At 70.6% G+C, this 16715-nt stretch carries 15 protein-coding genes; 4 read left to right on the forward strand and 11 right to left on the reverse strand.

The window, feature by feature from the left end; all coding sequences use genetic code 11:
* Window positions 1-27 precede the first annotated feature (27 nt).
* Window positions 28-2073 (forward strand): SbcC/MukB-like Walker B domain-containing protein, encoded by a 2046-nt coding sequence (locus tag TR42_RS11485; RefSeq protein ID WP_042215998.1) that lies wholly within the window; start codon window positions 28-30, stop codon window positions 2071-2073.
* Between the two features lie 57 nt (window positions 2074-2130).
* On the opposite strand, the gene TR42_RS11490 is transcribed toward TR42_RS11485, so the two are convergent.
* A complete protein-coding gene (locus tag TR42_RS11490; protein WP_052406014.1) occupies window positions 2131-3729 on the reverse strand; it encodes a methyl-accepting chemotaxis protein in 1599 nt (532 codons plus the stop codon).
* 136 nt (window positions 3730-3865) lie between these two features.
* Here TR42_RS11490 and TR42_RS11495 point away from each other — a divergent pair, with 136 nt between their 5' ends.
* A complete protein-coding gene (locus tag TR42_RS11495) occupies window positions 3866-4423 on the forward strand; it encodes a hypothetical protein (RefSeq protein WP_042216000.1) in 558 nt (185 codons plus the stop codon).
* A 395-nt stretch (window positions 4424-4818) separates the two neighbouring features.
* Here TR42_RS11495 and TR42_RS11500 read toward each other — a convergent pair whose 3' ends face one another.
* The 10 genes from TR42_RS11500 to TR42_RS11545 all read right to left on the reverse strand — a co-directional run bounded on the left by TR42_RS11500 (window position 4819) and on the right by TR42_RS11545 (window position 13352).
* Entirely contained in the window at window positions 4819-5475 is a 657-nt protein-coding gene (locus TR42_RS11500) for an energy-coupling factor ABC transporter permease (RefSeq protein ID WP_052406016.1), read from the reverse strand.
* Window positions 5476-5494: 19 nt separating this feature from the next.
* Window positions 5495-6307, reverse strand: a complete 813-nt coding sequence (locus TR42_RS11505) for a DUF6390 family protein (RefSeq protein WP_052406019.1) — start codon at window positions 6305-6307, stop codon at window positions 5495-5497.
* A complete protein-coding gene (locus TR42_RS11510; protein ID WP_042216002.1) occupies window positions 6304-7218 on the reverse strand; it encodes an EamA family transporter in 915 nt (304 codons plus the stop codon). The genes TR42_RS11505 and TR42_RS11510 overlap by 4 nt, the downstream gene beginning before the upstream one ends.
* Window positions 7215-7487 (reverse strand): HypC/HybG/HupF family hydrogenase formation chaperone, encoded by a 273-nt coding sequence (locus TR42_RS14415; RefSeq protein WP_074789418.1) that lies wholly within the window; start codon window positions 7485-7487, stop codon window positions 7215-7217. The genes TR42_RS11510 and TR42_RS14415 overlap by 4 nt, the downstream gene beginning before the upstream one ends.
* The gene (locus TR42_RS11520; RefSeq protein WP_042216004.1) at window positions 7478-7975 is read right to left on the reverse strand and encodes a hydrogenase maturation protease; all 498 of its coding nucleotides are present in this window, start codon (window positions 7973-7975) and stop codon (window positions 7478-7480) included. Before TR42_RS11520 ends, TR42_RS14415 begins: the two co-directional genes overlap by 10 nt.
* On the reverse strand, window positions 7972-9279 hold the full coding sequence (locus TR42_RS11525; RefSeq protein ID WP_042216133.1) for a Ni/Fe hydrogenase subunit alpha: 1308 nt from the start codon (window positions 9277-9279) through the stop codon (window positions 7972-7974). Before TR42_RS11525 ends, TR42_RS11520 begins: the two co-directional genes overlap by 4 nt.
* Window positions 9276-10148: an NADH-quinone oxidoreductase subunit B family protein gene (locus tag TR42_RS11530; protein WP_081953356.1), complete on the reverse strand. Its 873-nt coding sequence runs from the start codon at window positions 10146-10148 to the stop codon at window positions 9276-9278. The genes TR42_RS11525 and TR42_RS11530 overlap by 4 nt, the downstream gene beginning before the upstream one ends.
* Window positions 10149-10293: 145 nt before the next feature.
* Complete coding sequence (locus TR42_RS11535; RefSeq protein ID WP_042216005.1) at window positions 10294-11241, reverse strand: 5'-nucleotidase; 948 nt, start codon at window positions 11239-11241, stop codon at window positions 10294-10296.
* Window positions 11242-11346: 105 nt separating this feature from the next.
* A complete protein-coding gene (locus TR42_RS11540; protein WP_042216007.1) occupies window positions 11347-12204 on the reverse strand; it encodes an FAD/NAD(P)-binding protein in 858 nt (285 codons plus the stop codon).
* Window positions 12201-13352: a 4Fe-4S dicluster domain-containing protein gene (locus TR42_RS11545; protein ID WP_042216008.1), complete on the reverse strand. Its 1152-nt coding sequence runs from the start codon at window positions 13350-13352 to the stop codon at window positions 12201-12203. Before TR42_RS11545 ends, TR42_RS11540 begins: the two co-directional genes overlap by 4 nt.
* Window positions 13353-13529: 177 nt before the next feature.
* Between TR42_RS11545 and TR42_RS11550 the strand changes: the two genes are divergently transcribed.
* Together TR42_RS11550 and TR42_RS11555 are read left to right on the forward strand one after the other, a co-directional pair.
* A complete protein-coding gene (locus TR42_RS11550; RefSeq protein ID WP_042216010.1) occupies window positions 13530-15302 on the forward strand; it encodes an AIPR family protein in 1773 nt (590 codons plus the stop codon).
* A gap of 291 nt (window positions 15303-15593) precedes the next feature.
* Window positions 15594-16688, forward strand: a complete 1095-nt coding sequence (locus TR42_RS11555; protein ID WP_052406023.1) for a DNA cytosine methyltransferase — start codon at window positions 15594-15596, stop codon at window positions 16686-16688.
* The last annotated feature ends 27 nt before the right edge of the window (window positions 16689-16715 follow it).

Here is a 16715-nt window from a genome sequence, read left to right on the forward strand (position 1 = left end):
CGCCGGGCCGCTCCTGTCAGAGGTCCGATGCGAGAAGCCGAGCGTGCCGCCCGCGTCGCGGCCGAGGCCGTCGGCGCGCGGACCCGCGCGCTCGAGGTCGCGCAGGCCGATGCCGCGCTCACCCTCGCTTGGCCCGAGGATCGGGGCGCGCTGGCGGACGCCGACGAGGCGACCCTGCGCGACCGCGCGACGGGGCTCGCGTCCGAGCGGGCCGCGCTCGCCGGCGCGCTCGAGGCGGAGCGCGCGCTGCCGCGTCTTGATGAGGAGCTCACCCGCGCGCGGGAGGCCGTGATCTCCCTACAGGGCGCGCAGGCGGCGACGCGGCAAGCGCTCGAGGCCCTGCCCGCCGAGGAGTCCGCGCTGCGGGAGCGGCACGAGGCCGCGATGGCCACGGCCGCACGCGCGGAGGATCTGGCGGTCGAGGTCGAGCGCACCCGCGCCGCGGTGCAGGCGCACGCGCAGGTCGCCGCGCTCGAGAAGGAACTGGAGGGGGTGCGCGAGGCGGAGGCAGAAGCGTTGCGCGCGCACGCCGAGGCGACGGAGGCGCACAACGCGCTGGTGCAGCGCCGTCTCCGCTCGCAGGCGGCGCACCTCGCCGCCGACCTCGGGGACGGCGACCCCTGCCCTGTGTGCGGCTCCACCTCGCATCCCGCACCGGCCCAGCCGTCTGACGACCACGTCACGGATGAGGCGGTCGACGCGGCATTCGAAGTTGTCGGCGCGCGACAGACCGGCCTCGACGCGGCACGGACGCGCCGCGGAGACGCCGACCTCGCGCTCGGCGCCGCACGCGAGAAGGCGGGCGCCGGCTCCGCGGAGGAAGCGCAGCGGGCACTCGACGCCGCGACGGCGGCCCACGAGGGCGCCCTCACGGCGGTGCGCGAGCGGGACCGCGTGGCGGCGGACCTCGCGGCGCTCGCGACGCGCGAGTCCCGGCTCCGCGCGGATCTCGACGCGCATGGGGCGAAAGTCGAGTCCGCGACGGCGTCGGTCGGCGCCGCCGAGAAGGCGCTCGGATCGGCGCGCGAGCTCGCCTCCGCGCGGCCCGCAAGCTACGAGTCCACCGCCGCGTTCGCCACGGCGCTCGACGCGGCCGCAGCGCTGGTGACGAGGCTCGCCGCGGCCGCGCGCGCGTCCGAGGAGTCGACCCGCGCCGCCGAGCAGGCCGGCGTCTCGCTCACCGAGGCGCTCGCCGAGGCCGGCTTCCCCGACGCGGAGGCGGCGAGCGCCGTCGTGCTCGATGCTGCCGCGCTCGACGCGCTCGCCGCGGAGGTCGAGCGGCACCGCGCCGGGCTCGCGGGAGCGCAGGCCGTGGTCGCCGAGCTGTCGGAGCGCGACCTGCCCGACGAGGTCGCGGACCTTGACGCGCTGTCCTCGGAGGCCGAGGCTGCCGCCATCGCGCGGGACGGGGCGATCGAGGCGGCCACCGCGGCGTCCGGCCGCGCGGCGGCCTTCGCGCAGCTGCGCCGCGAGCACGACGAGCTCGGCGCGACCACCGCATCGGCCCGCGCGGCGCGCGACGTGGTCCTCACCCTCGCCGAGTCGCTCGAGGGCAAGCCCCCGAACGAGCGCCGGCTGCGGCTCGAGAGCTTCGTGCTCGCGTCCAAGCTGGAGCGCATCGTCCGGGCGGCCAACACCCGCCTCACCACGATGTCGAGCGGCCAGTACCGGCTCGAGCACGACGACTCGACGCAGTACCGCAACAAGGAGGCGGGCCTCGCGCTCCGGATCGCGGATGCGCACACCGGCCAGTCGCGCTCGACGCGGTCGCTCAGCGGCGGCGAGACGTTCCTCGCGTCCTTGTCCCTCGCGCTCGGCCTCGCGGAAACCGTGACCGCCGAGGCCGGCGGGATCGAGCTGGCGACGCTGTTCATCGACGAGGGCTTCGGCTCGCTCGACGGGGACACGCTCGAGACGGCCATGTCGACGCTGGGCGAGCTGCGCGACGCGGGCCGCACGATCGGCGTGATCTCCCACGTCGAGCCGATGAAGGACGCGATCCCGGCGAAGCTCGAGGTCACCAAGGCGGCGGACGGCTCGAGCCGCGTGAGGGCCACGCTCGGCGACGACTGACGCGCGCGCGAAGGCCCCGCACCGCCCGAACGGTGCGGGGCCTTCGCCTGCCGGGGGCTAGACGGACGCGGAGGTCCGGAACGGTGCGACGAGCGCGGCGAGCTCGTCGGCCAGCGCCGCCAGCGCCGCGGACTCCTCCTGCGACGAGGAGGCCGAGGCGAGGGTGCCCCGCGCCGCCTCGAGGACATGCACAGCGGAGTCCACGATCGCCGTCGACGAGGTCGCCACATCGGTCGCGCTGCGCGTCATCTCGGCCGTGGTGGAGGACTGCTCCTCGACCGCGGACGCGATGGTCTGCGCGTACTGGTTGACCTCGCCGATGACGTCGGTCATGCGCCGGATCGCCTCGACGGCCTCGTCGGTGCCCGCCTGGATGGCCTCGACGCGGCGGGTGATGTCCTGAGTGGCGTTCGCAGTCTCCTGCGAAAGGTCCTTGACCTCCGACGCGACCACGGCGAAGCCCTTGCCCGCCTCGCCGGCGCGCGCTGCCTCGATCGTGGCATTGAGGGCCAGCAGATTGGTCTGCTCCGCGATGCGCCCGATGAGCGTCACCACCTCGCTGATCGCGCGGCTCGCCTCGCCCAGCTCGGCGACGGTCGCCGCCGCGGACTCGACTGAGGCGACCGCCTGCGTCGACACGCGGGCGGTGCGCGAGGCACCGTCGCCGATCTCCTGGATCGACGCGCCCATCTGCTCGGCGCCGCTCGCCACGGTCTGGATGCTCGCGGAGACGTCGCGCGCGCTGCGGTCGACGCCCTCGGCGCGGCTCATCGAGTCGCCGGCGGCGCCGGCGACCTCGTCCGAGATGCCGCCCATGCGGGACGAGGCGTCGCGGAGGCGCCCGGCCGACGTGGTGACCGCGGCGAAGACCTCGGACATCGAGTCGAGCGCCGCGTTCATCGCGCGCGCCATGCGACCGACCTCGCCGTCGCCCTTGGCGTCGATGCGCACGGTGAGATCGCCGTCGGCCACCGACTCGAGCGCGGACACGGCCCGGTTGACGGGTCGGGTGATCGAGCGGGCGACGGTCCAGGCGAGCGCGCCGGAGGCGAGCGCCGCGAGCGCGATCACGCCGATCATGAGCGACCGGAAGCCGCCGACGATGCCGTCCGCGGCTGCGGTCTCGGCTCCGCTCAGCTCCTCCTCGAGGTCGATGAAGACGTTGATGGTCCGCAGCCACTCGACGAAGGCCGGCTTGGCCTCGGAGGCGAGCACCGTCGCCGCGCCGTCGACGTCGCCGGCGCGCGCGAGAGTGACGACCTGGTCGACCAGCGGCAGGGTCTGCGCCTGGATCGCCTCGATGTCCTCGAGCGCCGCGCTCTCGGCAGACGAGACGCCGGCCTCCGCGACGATCGCGGCCATGTCCTGCTCCGCGGCGGAGTAGTCCGCAGCGAGCGACTCGATCAGCGCGACCTCGGCGTCGATCTCGCTCGCGCTGCCGGCGAGCACCACGTCGCGGACCGCGATGGCGCGGTCGTGGACCGAGCCGCGGAAGTTGATGGCGTACCGCTGCTTGACGGCGTTGACCTCGTTGACGGTGTGGAGATGGCCGGCGACGGCATCCACCCGCTGGACGGCGATGACACCGACGAGGACGGTGCCGGCGAGCAGCACCGCGGACAGGAGCGCGACCTTGCGCGAGATCGTGGCGAACATGGTTATCCGATCGGCGCGGCGTGCCGCGGTGTGAGCGGAATCGGGACCTAAGTCCCTATTGAGCATCCGTCACCTAACCTGCCGCGCCGTCGCTTCGCGGACCTGCCAGACTCGAAGGAGACGGAGGCGGCATGCGATGACGATGCACCTGTACTCGGACGAGTCGAAGGTCGACGGCTACCGCTTCGCGGGCGCGCTCGTCGCAGGTGAGGACGTACGGCGCGTCCGGCGCGAGGCCCTCACCTGGAGGGTGGGCTCGTCTCATCGCTTCCACACCTCGCACGAGCGGCCCGAGGCACGCGAGCGCGCGCTCGCCTCGCTGCTGCGGATGGCGGGGACGGTCGAGATCGCGGTGGTCGAGCACCCGAAGACTCATCCGGAGTTCCTCGCGCGCGAGGCGTGCGTCGCGGCGATGGCGACCTGGGCGGGCGGGCGTGGGGTGACGCGCTGGCTGCTCGAGCGCGACGGGCCTTCGGAGCGGCGCGACCGGCAGACCATCGCACGGCTCATCCGCACCGGCGCGGTCCCGAGGCTGCACTACGGCCACGCGCCGGGCGTCGCCGAGCCGCTGCTCTGGGTCGCCGACCTGGCCGCGTGGATGTGGACGCGGGGAGGCGAGCACCGCGAGGCGCTGGCGCCGCTCATCGTCCACCACGAGGTAGCCGCGGACTGGGAGCTCGACGCGGCGGCCTGAGCCGGGACCGTACGGAGCCCGCATCGCTAGCGGCCCGGACAGCACGAAGCCCGGCTGACCAACCATCCGGAAGGCTGCCGGGCCCGCTCCTCAGGGCTACTGCCCTTCGTTACCTCCATTATCTCACCGCGAGCGCGGGAGCACCAGGTCCGGTGCACGGCCCTCGCGCCTTTCATGCACGAAGGAACGGCGGCCGGGCACGCGTCTCTCACGCACCCTCGCGCTTTTCATGCACGAAGGAACGGGGCCAGGCGCCCATCGCTCACGCGCGCTCGCGCCTTTCATGCACGAGGGAACGGGACAGGCGCCCACGGCTCACGCGCACTCGTGCATGAAAAGTGCGAGTACCCGACACCGTGCATGCCCGCCCCGCGCTCCGTGCCGAACGCGGGGCCTCAGCCTTCCGCGAGCGCGCCGCGATCAGCGAAACCGTGATCGACCCCCGCGACGCGTGCGCGATAGCCCTGCCAGGCGAGCGCCAGCGCCACCGCGAGCGCCGTCACCGCGCCCTCGAGCGCCGCCCACGCGACGTGGTGCCACAGCGTCACCGACGCGACGCCCGGCGCGCCCAGCGCCAGGACCCCCCACAGCATCGCGGACGAGGCGAGCACGCTCGCGAAGCCCGCGACCCCTGCCGCCGGGACGCGCCAGCCATCGCCGCGCGCGCTGAGCCGCCGCCACACGGCCCAGCCTGCGGCCACTCCCGCGACGCCCATCACCATCACGTTGACCCCGAGCGCGAGGACTCCCCCGTCGCCCCACAGCAATGCCTCGGTCGCGAGCGCGGCCGTCATCGCCAGCAGCGCCAACGAGGGTCCCAGCGCGATCGCCAGCAGCGTGCCGCCGATGACGTGGCCGGTGAGCGCCCCGCCGGCGGCGAGCGGCACGTCGAGCAGGTGTGCGATGAGCACCCCGCCCGCTCCCGCGAGCGCCCAGCCGAGGCGCGAGCGGCCGTGGCGCATCGTCCATCCGGCGTACGTGACCGCGCCGACGGCGGCGACGCCGGCGCCGATGACGACGGTCGGGTCGAGGACCCCGTCCTGGATGTGCATGATCGGCTCCTCCCGGGAGTCAGGACAGCACCGCGGCGGGCGCGGAGTAGGTGCAGGAGTTGACCGCTGCGAGCTCGTGCGCGGTCGCGTTGCGGAGCCGGGTGAGGCGCATCGGCCCGACCCAGTCGCAGATCCAGTTCCAGTGCAGCGTGACGTGGTCGCCGGGCTTCACTGTCGGCGCGAGCGAGCGTCCGTCGCGGCGGAAGCGTGCGGTCTCGGCGGTGGGCGGCGCGAGCGACATCGTGCGACCGTCCCACGTGAGGTGGCGGCTCTCGACCAGGGCCGTGTCGCCCTCGATCGACAGCACCTGACCGCAGCGGATCCGGCACTGGTCGAGCACCGTGAGCGGCCCGTCGACGTGGCCGTTGCGGATCAGCCCCACCCACGGGTACACCGCGAAGACGTGGAAGTTGTGGTGCGGGGTACCTCCGGCGGCGACGGCCGCGACCAGGCGCTCGAACTCGAGGCGCGTGAGCCGCGGCCGGAACCGCTCCTCCAGCGAGCGCGCGAAGACCGCTCCCCCGCAACGGTCCAGCGCGGGCCCGCCGAGCCAGTACGCCTCGACCACCACCGGGTCGAGCGGCGCGCGGCCCAGGCACTCGCCGATGAGCTCGAGGTAGGGCCACGCGCCCTCGAAGGCGCGGACCACCTCCTCGAGGCCGGGTCCGGACGCGCCGGAGCTCACCCTGTCGAGGAGCTCGTCGGCGCGGTCCGGACCGCAGTAGCCCAGGTCGTTCGGCGGGAAGGCGTATCTGCCGAACAGGAGCGCTCCGTCCTCGGGCGGAAGTGCCTCGGGGTGGGCGGACGGCGGACGATGCTGGGTGTCGGTCATGTGACGGCCCTCCCGGGCAGTCGGGGGGCGAGCCACACGAGCAGCCCGCCGGAGGCGAGGAGGAGGAGCCAGGGCGCCTGCGCCGCGATCGGGGCGGCGTCGAGGGCTCCGGCGAGGATGGCGGTCACGAGCGCACCCATGACCAGCACCGCGGTGACATCGACCGCTTGTGCACGGGCGAGCGCCTGATGCCAGGTGGCGACATAGCCGGCCAGCAGGAGTCCGGTGAGCGCGACCCAGCCCCACTGGGCGGCGGTGCTCGGCATCACGGCGCCGAGGCGACCGGTAACGGCGCACCAGGCGAGCAGTGCGACGGTGCCGCCGCCCATGCGGGTGAGCGAGAGCGTCCAGGGCGTGAGATCGCCGAGGAGCCGCTTGGTGATGATGACCTCCAGAGCCCACATGAGCGTGGCGGCGGCGATCATGAGGGTGCCGGGGTCGGCGACCAGGCTGACGCCGCCCCCGGCAAGTCCGAGCTGGGCGACCACCAGCAGCGCGATCGCCGCAAGGTGCCACCAGGTGAGCCTCTCGTTGAGCAGGATCACGGCGAAGACCACGACCCAGACGACCAGCGTCTTGTGGACGAAGGCCGCCTGGACCGAGGCGGTGGACGACAGCCCCTCGAAGAAGAGGACGAAGGGAATCGCGCCACCCGCGATCGCCACGAAGGCGAGCCCCCACCGGTGGCCGGGGCGGGTGGGTCGCGTCATTGCGACCGACCCGGCCCCGGCGGACCGGCGACCTACCGCGAACGCGAGTGCGAGGACGAGCGCGGCGACGCCGTTCTTCGCAGTCGTGTACGCGGTCGCGTCGCCGAAGGCGGCGACGCCGAATCCATTGAGGTAGACGGCCACGCCCGAGATCGCGGCCGTGACGGTCGCGAGGGCGATGCCGCGCGAGCGGGTGGTCATGTCGGCTGTCCCTCCTCGCCGGGCGCGGCGGGGGCAGGCGCCGCGGGCGCCGGAGCCGCCGAGTCCCGGATCGCGTTGGCCTCCATGGCCTCCTTCTCGGAGATCCGCTCGAGCGCGAAGCCGGACTGGATCACCACCCAGTCGCCGGGCGTGATGTCGTCATCGCTGACGGTCATCTCGAGCACCAGCTGGCGCTTGCCGTGATCCTCCACGACGGCGCGACCGTCCTTGTGCACCTCGACGACCTGGGCGATGGTTCCTAGACACATGGCGTGACCTCTTCCTTGAGCGCGATGAGCTCGGCGGCGGCCGTCGCGACGGCGGCGTCGAGGGCTTCCTGGATCTCCGGGGACATCGGGCCGAAGTCGAAGGTCTTGGCCTCGACCCCGACGACGGTCACGTGCGTCGGCAGCGTGCCGAGCGTGCGCGCGAGCTCGACCGCGCCGGCCAGCCCGAAGGCGTGGCTGCCTCCGCGGCCGGCGGCGGTGAAGGCGTGCGTGGGCAGCGGCTCCCCCGCATCGCCGACCTCTCGGATGTGCAGCCGGCCGGGCGCGTTGCCCGACATCACGGCGTCGATCACCAGCGCCGCGCCGTGCCCGGCCCACAGCTGGACCAGCTGGGTGGGGTCCTCGCGGGTCACCACGTCGACGTGGTCGAGGTCCATCGCGGCCAGACGCTCGGCGACCGCGGCGCCGACCGCATCGTCCCCCCGGTCGGGGCTGCCGAGCCCGACCACCAGGACCCTGTCCGCGGTCATGATCGCTTCACCCGCAGGTCGAGGAAGTGGGTGGCGCACGAGATGCAAGGGTCGTAGTTGCGGATGGCCTCCTCGCAGCGGTGCGTGAGCATGTGGTCGTCGAGGTCGGTCCACTGCTCGGCCGCGGTGCGGAGGTCCATCTCGATCGAGGCCTGATTCTGGGAGGTCGGCGGCACGATCTGCGCGTCCTGGATGATCCCGTCCGCGTCGATGCGGTAGCGGTGCCAGATCAGGCCCCGCGGCGCCTCAGAGGCCCCGATGGCCTCCCCCTCCTGAGGCGTCACGGGGACGCTCGGTGCGTGGCCGTCGACCCAGCCGTCGATGATGCGGAGCGCCTCCTCGAAGGCGTACGCGAGCTCGACCGCGCGGACGATGATCGACTTGAACGGGTTGCGGCACTCCCGGCCGATGCCCGTCGCGAGCGCGGCCTCCTGCGCGCGCGGGCTCAGCTGGTCGAAGTTGAGGACGTAGCGTGCGAGCGGGCCGACGAAGTACGGCTGGCCGTCGAAGCTCGCGTGGAGGGCGTTGGAGTGCTCGACATGGAACTCGGTGATGTGCTCGGGGATCTCGGCGACCGGGATCCGGAGCCCGGTGGTCGTGACCACGTGGGTGCCCCGCTCGAGCGGATAGCGGTCGGGGTGGCGCAGCGCGACGTAGGTGTACGGCTGCTCCATCTCGGGGAAGTCGAAGCTCGCGACCAGCGGGATGGCCGCGTAGGCGTCCTCGAGGCCCTGCTCCAATGCCGGGCGCAGCCTCAGCAGCTCGGCGACGGTCGGCATCCGGTAGAAGCCGCCGACCTTCACGTTGACCGGGTGGATCGCACGGCCGCCGACGGCGGTCATGAGGTCGTTGCCGCACTTCTTGAGCCGGAGCGCCATCTTCACCACGTCGGGGTGGTCCGCGGCCATCTCGATCGCACCCTCGTAGCCCAGAAAGTCCGGCGCGTGCAGCATGAAGATGTGGAGCGCGTGACTCTCGATCCACTCGCCGCAGTAGAGCAGCCGGCGCATCTCCTGGATCTCGGGCGTGGTGGCGGCGCCGCAGATGGTCTCCATCGCCTCGGTGGACGCGGACTGGTACGCGACCGGGCAGATCCCGCAGATGCGTGCCGTGATGTCGGGCGGCTCCGTGAACTTGCGGCCGCGGAGGAAGCCCTCGTAGAAGCGCGGCGGCTCGAAGATGTTGAGCTTGACGCTCTCGACCTTCCCGTCCTTGAACTCGATGTGCATGCCGCCCTCGCCCTCGACGCGCGCGAGCATGCCGACCTGCATCACCTGGCCGCCGTCCTTGAGCTGGTGGGTCATGACGGCTCCCCTCCCCCGGCCGATGCCGCCGCCGCGGCCTCGAGCGCATCGGACGCCGCCGCGAACTCGGGGGCGCCGGCGTTGAAGGTGCGGTAGACGCGGACGATGTCGGCGCCGGTCATCCCGAGCTCCGTGAGCTGGCGGGTCATCGCGTCGGTGTTGGCGCTGTCCTGCGGGCCGAAGCACCCGTAGCAGCCGCGGCCGTAGGACGGGCAGAGCGCGCCGCAGCCGGCCTGGGTCACGGGCCCGAGGCACGGCGTCCCGGTAGCGACGGGGACGCAGACGTTGCCCTTGAGCTTGCACTCGACGCACACCGAGTACGTCGGGATGCGCGGCTTGCGGCCGTTGAGGAAGGCCGCGAGGACCTCGACCAGCTGGGTCTTGTCGACGGGGCAGCCGCGGAGCTCGTAGTCGACGTCGACGTGGCTGGCGATCGGGGTGGAGCGGTCGAGGGTGCTGAGGTACTCGGGGTGGGCGTAGACGATGCTGCGGAACTCGTCGACGTCGGCCCAGTTGCGCAGCGCCTGGATCCCGCCGGCGGTCGCGCACGCGCCGATGGTCACCAAGGTTCCGGACTGCGCGCGGATCTCGTGGATGCGCCTCACGTCCTCGGGCGTGGTGATGGAGCCCTCGACGAGGCTGAGCTCGTACGGGCCCTCGACGATCGCGCGGGTCGCCTCGGGGAAGTAGGCGATGTGGATGTTCTCGGCGATCTGGAGGAGCTCGTCCTCGCAGTTGAGGATGCTCAGCTGGCAGCCGTCGCAGGACGCGAACTTCCACACCGCGAGCTTGGGGCGGGTATCGACGGCGACCGGAGCATCGTGCCCCGCGTCGTGGGGTTGAGGGTGCTCGTGGGCGTGCTCGACCATGTCAGCACCCCCTCCCGAGAGCGGGTGCGGCAAGGATTCGGATGTCGACCATGACACGCCTCCTCTTGCGACGCTAGGCCGCTGAGAGGCGCGCGAAAGGGACCTTGGTCCGGGACCGGGGTGCTACCCGGCCGTTTGCGGCGCGCTACGCCGTGGGAGCCTGCTCGACGATCTCGTTGGCGACGCCGTAGGGCACGTGGACGCCCATGATGAAGTCGGTCGCGTCGGTGAGGTGGCTGGTCTGGTCGTCGAAGAAGATGTGCGGGCGCATCACCTCGAGCACGTGCGACTTGGCGACGCCGCCGAGGAAGAACGCGTCGTTGACCTCGACGCCCCAGTCACGCAGGGAGTTGACGGCGCGCTCGTGGGCCGGCGCCGCGCGGGCGGTGACCAGCGCGATGCGGAGTCGCTCCACATAGTCGGGCTCGGCCTCCTTGCGCACCCGCTCAAGCTGCTGGATGCGGTTGAGATCCTTGAGCAGCGGCTGGAGCAGGCCCGGGCGGAGCGCGTGCTCGCGGCGGGTGACCTCGTGGTCGCGGAAGGCGTCCATGCCGGAGGCCTTGAAGATGCGCTCGGAGCCGTCGTCGGCGAGCACCCCGTCGAAGTCGAAGGCGATCCTGAGGCCGGGGTCGGAGGCGTCGTACGCGGCGGCCGAGGGCAGGACGTGCCCCGCGGGGAAGCCGGCGGCGATCGCATCGTCCACGTCCTCGCGGCTGCCCGAGAGGAAGAGCGACATCTGGAGCGCGCCGATGTACGCGTACGGTGCGCGGCCCTGGGTGAACACGGCGCGGGTCATGGTGAGGCCGTGCGCCTCGATCGAGCGCATCACGCGCAGCCCGGTGCTGGGGGCGTTCTGCGACAGGACGATGATCTCGACCAGCGGGTCCTCGGGGCGGAGGTCGTTGAGCGCGAGGAGCCGCTGCACGAACGGGAAGGCGGCGCCGGGCTCGAGGGTCTGGTCGATGCGTTCGTCCTGGTAGCGGATGTACGCGGCCTCGCCGTGCTCGCGGAAGTAGGCGTCGGACTCGGCGAGGTCGAACAGCGCCGAGGAGGCGACGCCGACGACGAGGCGGTTGTCGAGCTCGTACCTCATGCGCGGGTCTCCTCCGGGGGTTCGCTGTTCGGAGGTTCGACCCTAGCGGGAGGGGCTGACGGTGACTACTCCCCTGTTCTCGCCTGTTCCGCCTGGTCTGCGCGCTCAGAGCTCGCGGACGTTCATGAGCGGCTCGAGGCGCGCGAAGTCCAGCACCGGGCCGTCGACGCAGACGAACAGCTCGCGCAGCTGGCAGTGCCCGCACAGCCCGACCCCGCACTTCATGGAGCGCTCCATGCTGAGGCGGATCTTGCTCTTCGGCACGCCGCGGCCGTTGAGCGCGGTGGCCGCCGCGCGCATCATCACCTCGGGCCCGCAGACGAACGCGAAGGCGTTCCGGGGGTCGAAGCCGGCCTTGGTCACCAGCTCCGTGACGAAGCCGACCTTGCCCTTGTAGCCGTACGGCGCGTTGTCGACGGTCATCTGGACGTTGACGTCGTTGAGATCCGCCCAGCGGTGCATCTCGTGGCCGTAGAGGATGTCATCCGGGGTGCGGGAGCCGTAGAGGAGCAGCACCTTGCCGTAGTCGTCGCGGTGGGCGAGGACATCGAGGATGGCCGGGCGCAGCGGGGCGAGGCCGATACCGCCGGTGACGAAGACGACGTCGTGACCCGTCGCATCGTCCACGTCCCATGACGTGCCGAAGGGGCCGCGGACGCCGACCTCGGTGCCGGGGCTCGCCTCGACGAGCGCGCGGGTCACGGCGCCGACGTTGCGGATGGTGTGCTCGAGCGGGGCGGGGTCGCTGGGGTCGCCGCTGATGCTGATGGGGACCTCGCCGACGCCGAAGGCGTGGAGCATGGTGAACTGGCCCGCTCTGAACTGGATCGCGGGTTGGCCGTCCGCGGGGTCGAGCAGGAGCGTGAAGGTGTCGCGGGTGTCCTGGCGCACGTGGGTGATGACGTAGCGGCGCGGGACCATGGGGTCCGCGGGGACCGATGAGCGGGTGGCGGTGGCGGTCATGACGCGGCTCCTGCGGCGGTGGCCATGCGGCCGAGCGCGGCGGCCTCCTCGGTGATGTCGATGCCGACGGGGCACCAGGCGATGCATCGTCCGCAGCCGACGCAGCCGAGCATCCCGAACTGGTCCTGCCAGCTGGAGAGCTTGTGGGTGATCCATTGGCGGTAGCGGGCCTTGACGTCGCCGCGGAGCGGGCCGCCGTGGATGTAGCTGAAGCTCTCGGAGAAGCAGGAGTCCCAGACGCGGTGGCGCTCGGCGTTGTCACCGGCGAGGTCGCTGGTGTCCTGGATGGTGGTGCAGAAGCAGGTCGGGCACACGAGGGTGCAGTTGGTGCATGCGAGGCAGCGGGAGGCGACGTCGTCCCATCTCGGGGACTCCGCGCTGGCGCGGAGGACATCGTGGATGGTGTCGGTGTTGATGCCCCTGGTTTGGCGTGCTGCTGCTGCGTCGCTGACCGCGATGGCTTCTTGCTGTGCCTCCTGGCCGGCGCGGGTGGTGTCGAAGGCGTCGGCCACCTCCCTCCCGCGCTCGGTGCCGACTTCGAGGACGAAGCGGTGCTCGGGCGCCATGACCTCGGTGAGGAGGAGGTCGTAGGCGGGCTCTCCTGTCTGTTCGTTGGTCGCTGCGGGGCGGGGACCAGTCCCCATGGACGCGCAGAAGCAGGTGGTGGCGGGCTCGCCGCAGGCGACGGCGACGGTGAAGGTGCCGTCGCGGCGGGCGACGTAATGGGCGTCGTGGAAGGGCCGGTCGGCGAGGACGGCGTCGTGGATCTGGACGGCGCGGAGGTCGCAGCTCCGGACTCCCAGGAGCGCGACCGCCTGATCCTTGGGCGCGTCCCGTTCGACGGTGAAGTGACCCTCGTCGCGGCGGCCGCGCCACACGACCTCCTCGGCCGGGAAGAACACCGGCTTGGTGGACTGGGCGGGGTCGGCGAAGCCGAAGTAGGCGTCGTCGTCGCGCCGTCTCAGCCGGTAGGCGCCCGCCTGCTGCGTGTCGCCGACGCCCTGGGGCAGATCAGAAGCCGCGTAGATATCGCCGGTGACGATCGCATCGCCCCGGACGGTCGGCCCGACGACGCGGTAGCCGCGCTCATGCAATGCCGCGATGAGGGCATCAAGGCCCTCGGGCTCGAGGATTCGGATGTCGTCCATGACACGCCTCCTCTTGCGACGGTAGGCGCGCGGTTTGGCGATGCTAGGGACCTTGGTCCCCAGGCGTTCCAAATAGCGGAGCGCAATCGATGGCGAGCCGAATAACGCTCGCACTTCGTAGCAGGAACGCCTGAGCACCGACCTCACTCCCGCCTACGCCCTGCTATTGTCCGGGACGTGCCGGACACAACTGCAACCGAGACGACACCACTAGACGCTGCGCTTGAGGCGCGCGACGACCTGAATAGGTACGGAAGGGCCAAGCGTGCGCTCTTCGCGCTCCAGTTGAGTTTCGGCCTGGACGACATCCACACCATTGCGGCCTCGGCACTCACCGACGGACCGGACGACAAGTCCTGCGATGTCGTCTACGTCGACCGAGACCTGCATACGGCCGTCCTGGTTCAAGGCTACGAGTCGACTGCGCCGACAAATAAACGACAAGCTCGCGGCGCCAAGGCATCGTCCGTGCACCAGGCGATCACTTGGCTGCTCGGCGACATTGACGAGGCCGATGTGCCCGAGCGCCTTCGAAGTGCGCGCAACGAGCTCCACCAGGCACTTGCGGACGGCGCCATCGCCTCGATTGAGGTGTGGTTCGTTCACAACCTGCCGGAGTCCGCGCAGATCAAGCAGGAGCTCAACGCATCGGCCGTCGGCGCACGACACATGGTTTCGGCACGCTACAGCGGTGTCGACCTCGACGTATCGGGGACCGAGATTGGCCTCGAGACGCTCGGCGATCGCTATTTGGGTTCGCTTACCCCGGTCCTCGTCACCGATCCGTTCGTCGTGCCGGTATCAGGCGCCTTCACCGAGAAGGGTGAGAACTGGACTGCCGTCTGCACCTCGTTGCCCGCGGGCTGGCTCCACGAGCAGTTTGCGGCGCACAAGGAACGCCTCTTCTCTGCAAACGTGCGAGGCTACCTTGGCAGCACCCGTTCGCAAAACAACATCAACAACGGGATTCAGGACACAGTCCGAAACGAGCCCCAGCAGTTCTGGGCATACAACAATGGGATCACGGCCCTCGTCAACGATTTCGAATACGACGAGGATGCCGGGACCATCCGAGTCGAGGGTCTCGCAATTGTGAATGGCGCGCAGACCACTGGATCCATCGGCTCTCTAGATTCCACGCATCTTGCCGAAAGTCGCGTGATGGCACGGTTCATCAAGTGCGATGACCAACGAACCGTCCAGGAAATCATCCGATTCAATAACCGCCAGAACCCGACGCAGGCCGCAGACTTCCGAAGCAATGATCGCGTGCAAAGTCGACTCGTCAAGGAGTTCGAGAAACTCGGCGTCGTTGGCTACAACGGGGGCCGACGAGGCGGTGCGGAAGACGTCATTCGCAGGCCCGGGTCCAACCAGATCCTTGCCACCGTAGCTGCCCAGGCACTTGCAGCATTTCATGGACGGCCAGAAGTTGCATATCACCAGAAGGGCCAGATTTGGGAGGACGACGCGATCTACTCGTCGGTCTTCCCCGATCGCACATCGGCGGCCCATATCCTCTTCGTGTGCGCGCTCCTTCGTGCCATCGAAGAGAAAAAGCTTGAGCTGTCCTCTGCTGCTTCGCTCGACCTGGACGACAGTGAGCTGGCAGCCTGGTTCTCGCTGCGCGGATCCAACATGCTCGCGTTGACCGCTATGGGGGCTGTCTTTGAGACGGTCCTCAACCGCACGATCGCGGACAAGTATGCTTTGGCATTCCAGGGGTCGCCCAATCTTCAGGAGGCGGCCGACAAGCTGAAGCCCGCGCTCGACGCGGTACTGGCGCTCGCACCTTCTCAACTTTCCGACGCCCTTTCGGGCAGCGCCCTGCGGAACAAGGCAAAGGTCGATACGGCTTTGGCAACCTTCCGTGGCCTGGTCCGCTCAACCAAGACCTCCAACCGACACATCTACACCGCGCTCGGGAACGAGATCTCGCTCAACCAGTAGCTGGCGCGGGGTTTGACCGGGCACTCCACGTGAAGCCCCGCGCCGTTGGGCGCGAATGCAGGTCGATTCACCAGCCAGACCTTCAATCACCCGATTGCGACCCGACGCACGCAACAAGAAGCCGGCGCACCGAGGGGCGTGCGCCCGTCCCTCCGCTGTTGTCAGGTCTTTCCATGGGAGTCGATGGCTTGCGCCTAGACTCCGTGACAAATGAATGCTGAGTCGCCCTCCCACCCCTTGCGCATGCGCGCAGTCCCGAGCTTCGTCGGAGGACGCAGCGCATTGCGGGTCGTGGACCTCTTCGCGGGCTGCGGCGGCCTCACGCTGGGTATCGCCCAGGCGGCGGCGGGCAACGGCCTGCGCCTTGAGATCCCCCTCGCAGTCGACTTCGAGCCGCTGGCGGCCGAGGTGTACAAGACCAACTTCCCGTTCGCCGACCGCGTCGAGACGGCTCCCGTCGAGGACTACTTCGACGGCGACCTCGGTACGCCGCACACGCTCGCCGAAAAGCGCACCGCGACGACCACGGGCACCGTAGACATTCTGCTCGGCGGCCCACCATGCCAGGGACACAGCAACCTCAACAACCACACGCGGCGAGTCGACGGCAAGAACGCCCTCTACTTGCGGATGGTTCGCGCCGCCGAGGTGCTCAAGCCTCGCGCGATTCTCATCGAAAACGTGCCCGCCGTCCTCAACGACCGTCATGACGGCGAGGGCGTTGTCGAGCGCGCCCGCACACACCTCACGGAACTCGGCTACGTCGTCGCGGACCAGGTGATCGAGCTCGACAAACTCGGCGTCGCACAGAAGCGACGCCGCCACATACTGCTCGCGATCCACAGCGACGACGCCACGACGCCGATAGAGGTGTTCGACGCACTCCCCCAACACCCGCGCCGCGACCTCCGCTGGGCCATCGGCGACATCCTCGACGCCGACGAGACCAACCCGATCGACCGCGCCCCGCAGGCCCAGGCCGCGAACAAGGAGCGCATGCAGTACCTCCTCGACAACGACCTCTACGACCTTCCGAACGAGCTACGCCCGACGTGCCACCAGGGTGAGCACTCGTACAAGTCGATGTATGGCCGCCTGCGCTGGGACGAGCCCGCACAGACCATCACGAGCGGTTTCGGAAGCATCGGCCAGGGCCGGTACATGCACCCGGAGCGCCCGCGTGCACTCACGGCGCACGAGGCTGCGCGCATCCAGGGATTCCCGGACTACTTCGACTTCTCACCGTGCCCGACCCGAGGCGCGCTCGCGACGATGATCGGCAACGCGGTGCCGCCGGCGCTCACAGCGGCCGTCTTCGGGACATACCTGGCACAAACGACCAGCACCGTGGACGAAGCCGACCACGAGGACGCCGCGTCGGGTTGACTCGCGCGAATCAACGACCACACTGGC

The organism is Demequina mangrovi (assembly GCF_000759715.1).
Classification (GTDB): domain Bacteria; phylum Actinomycetota; class Actinomycetes; order Actinomycetales; family Demequinaceae; genus Demequina; species Demequina mangrovi.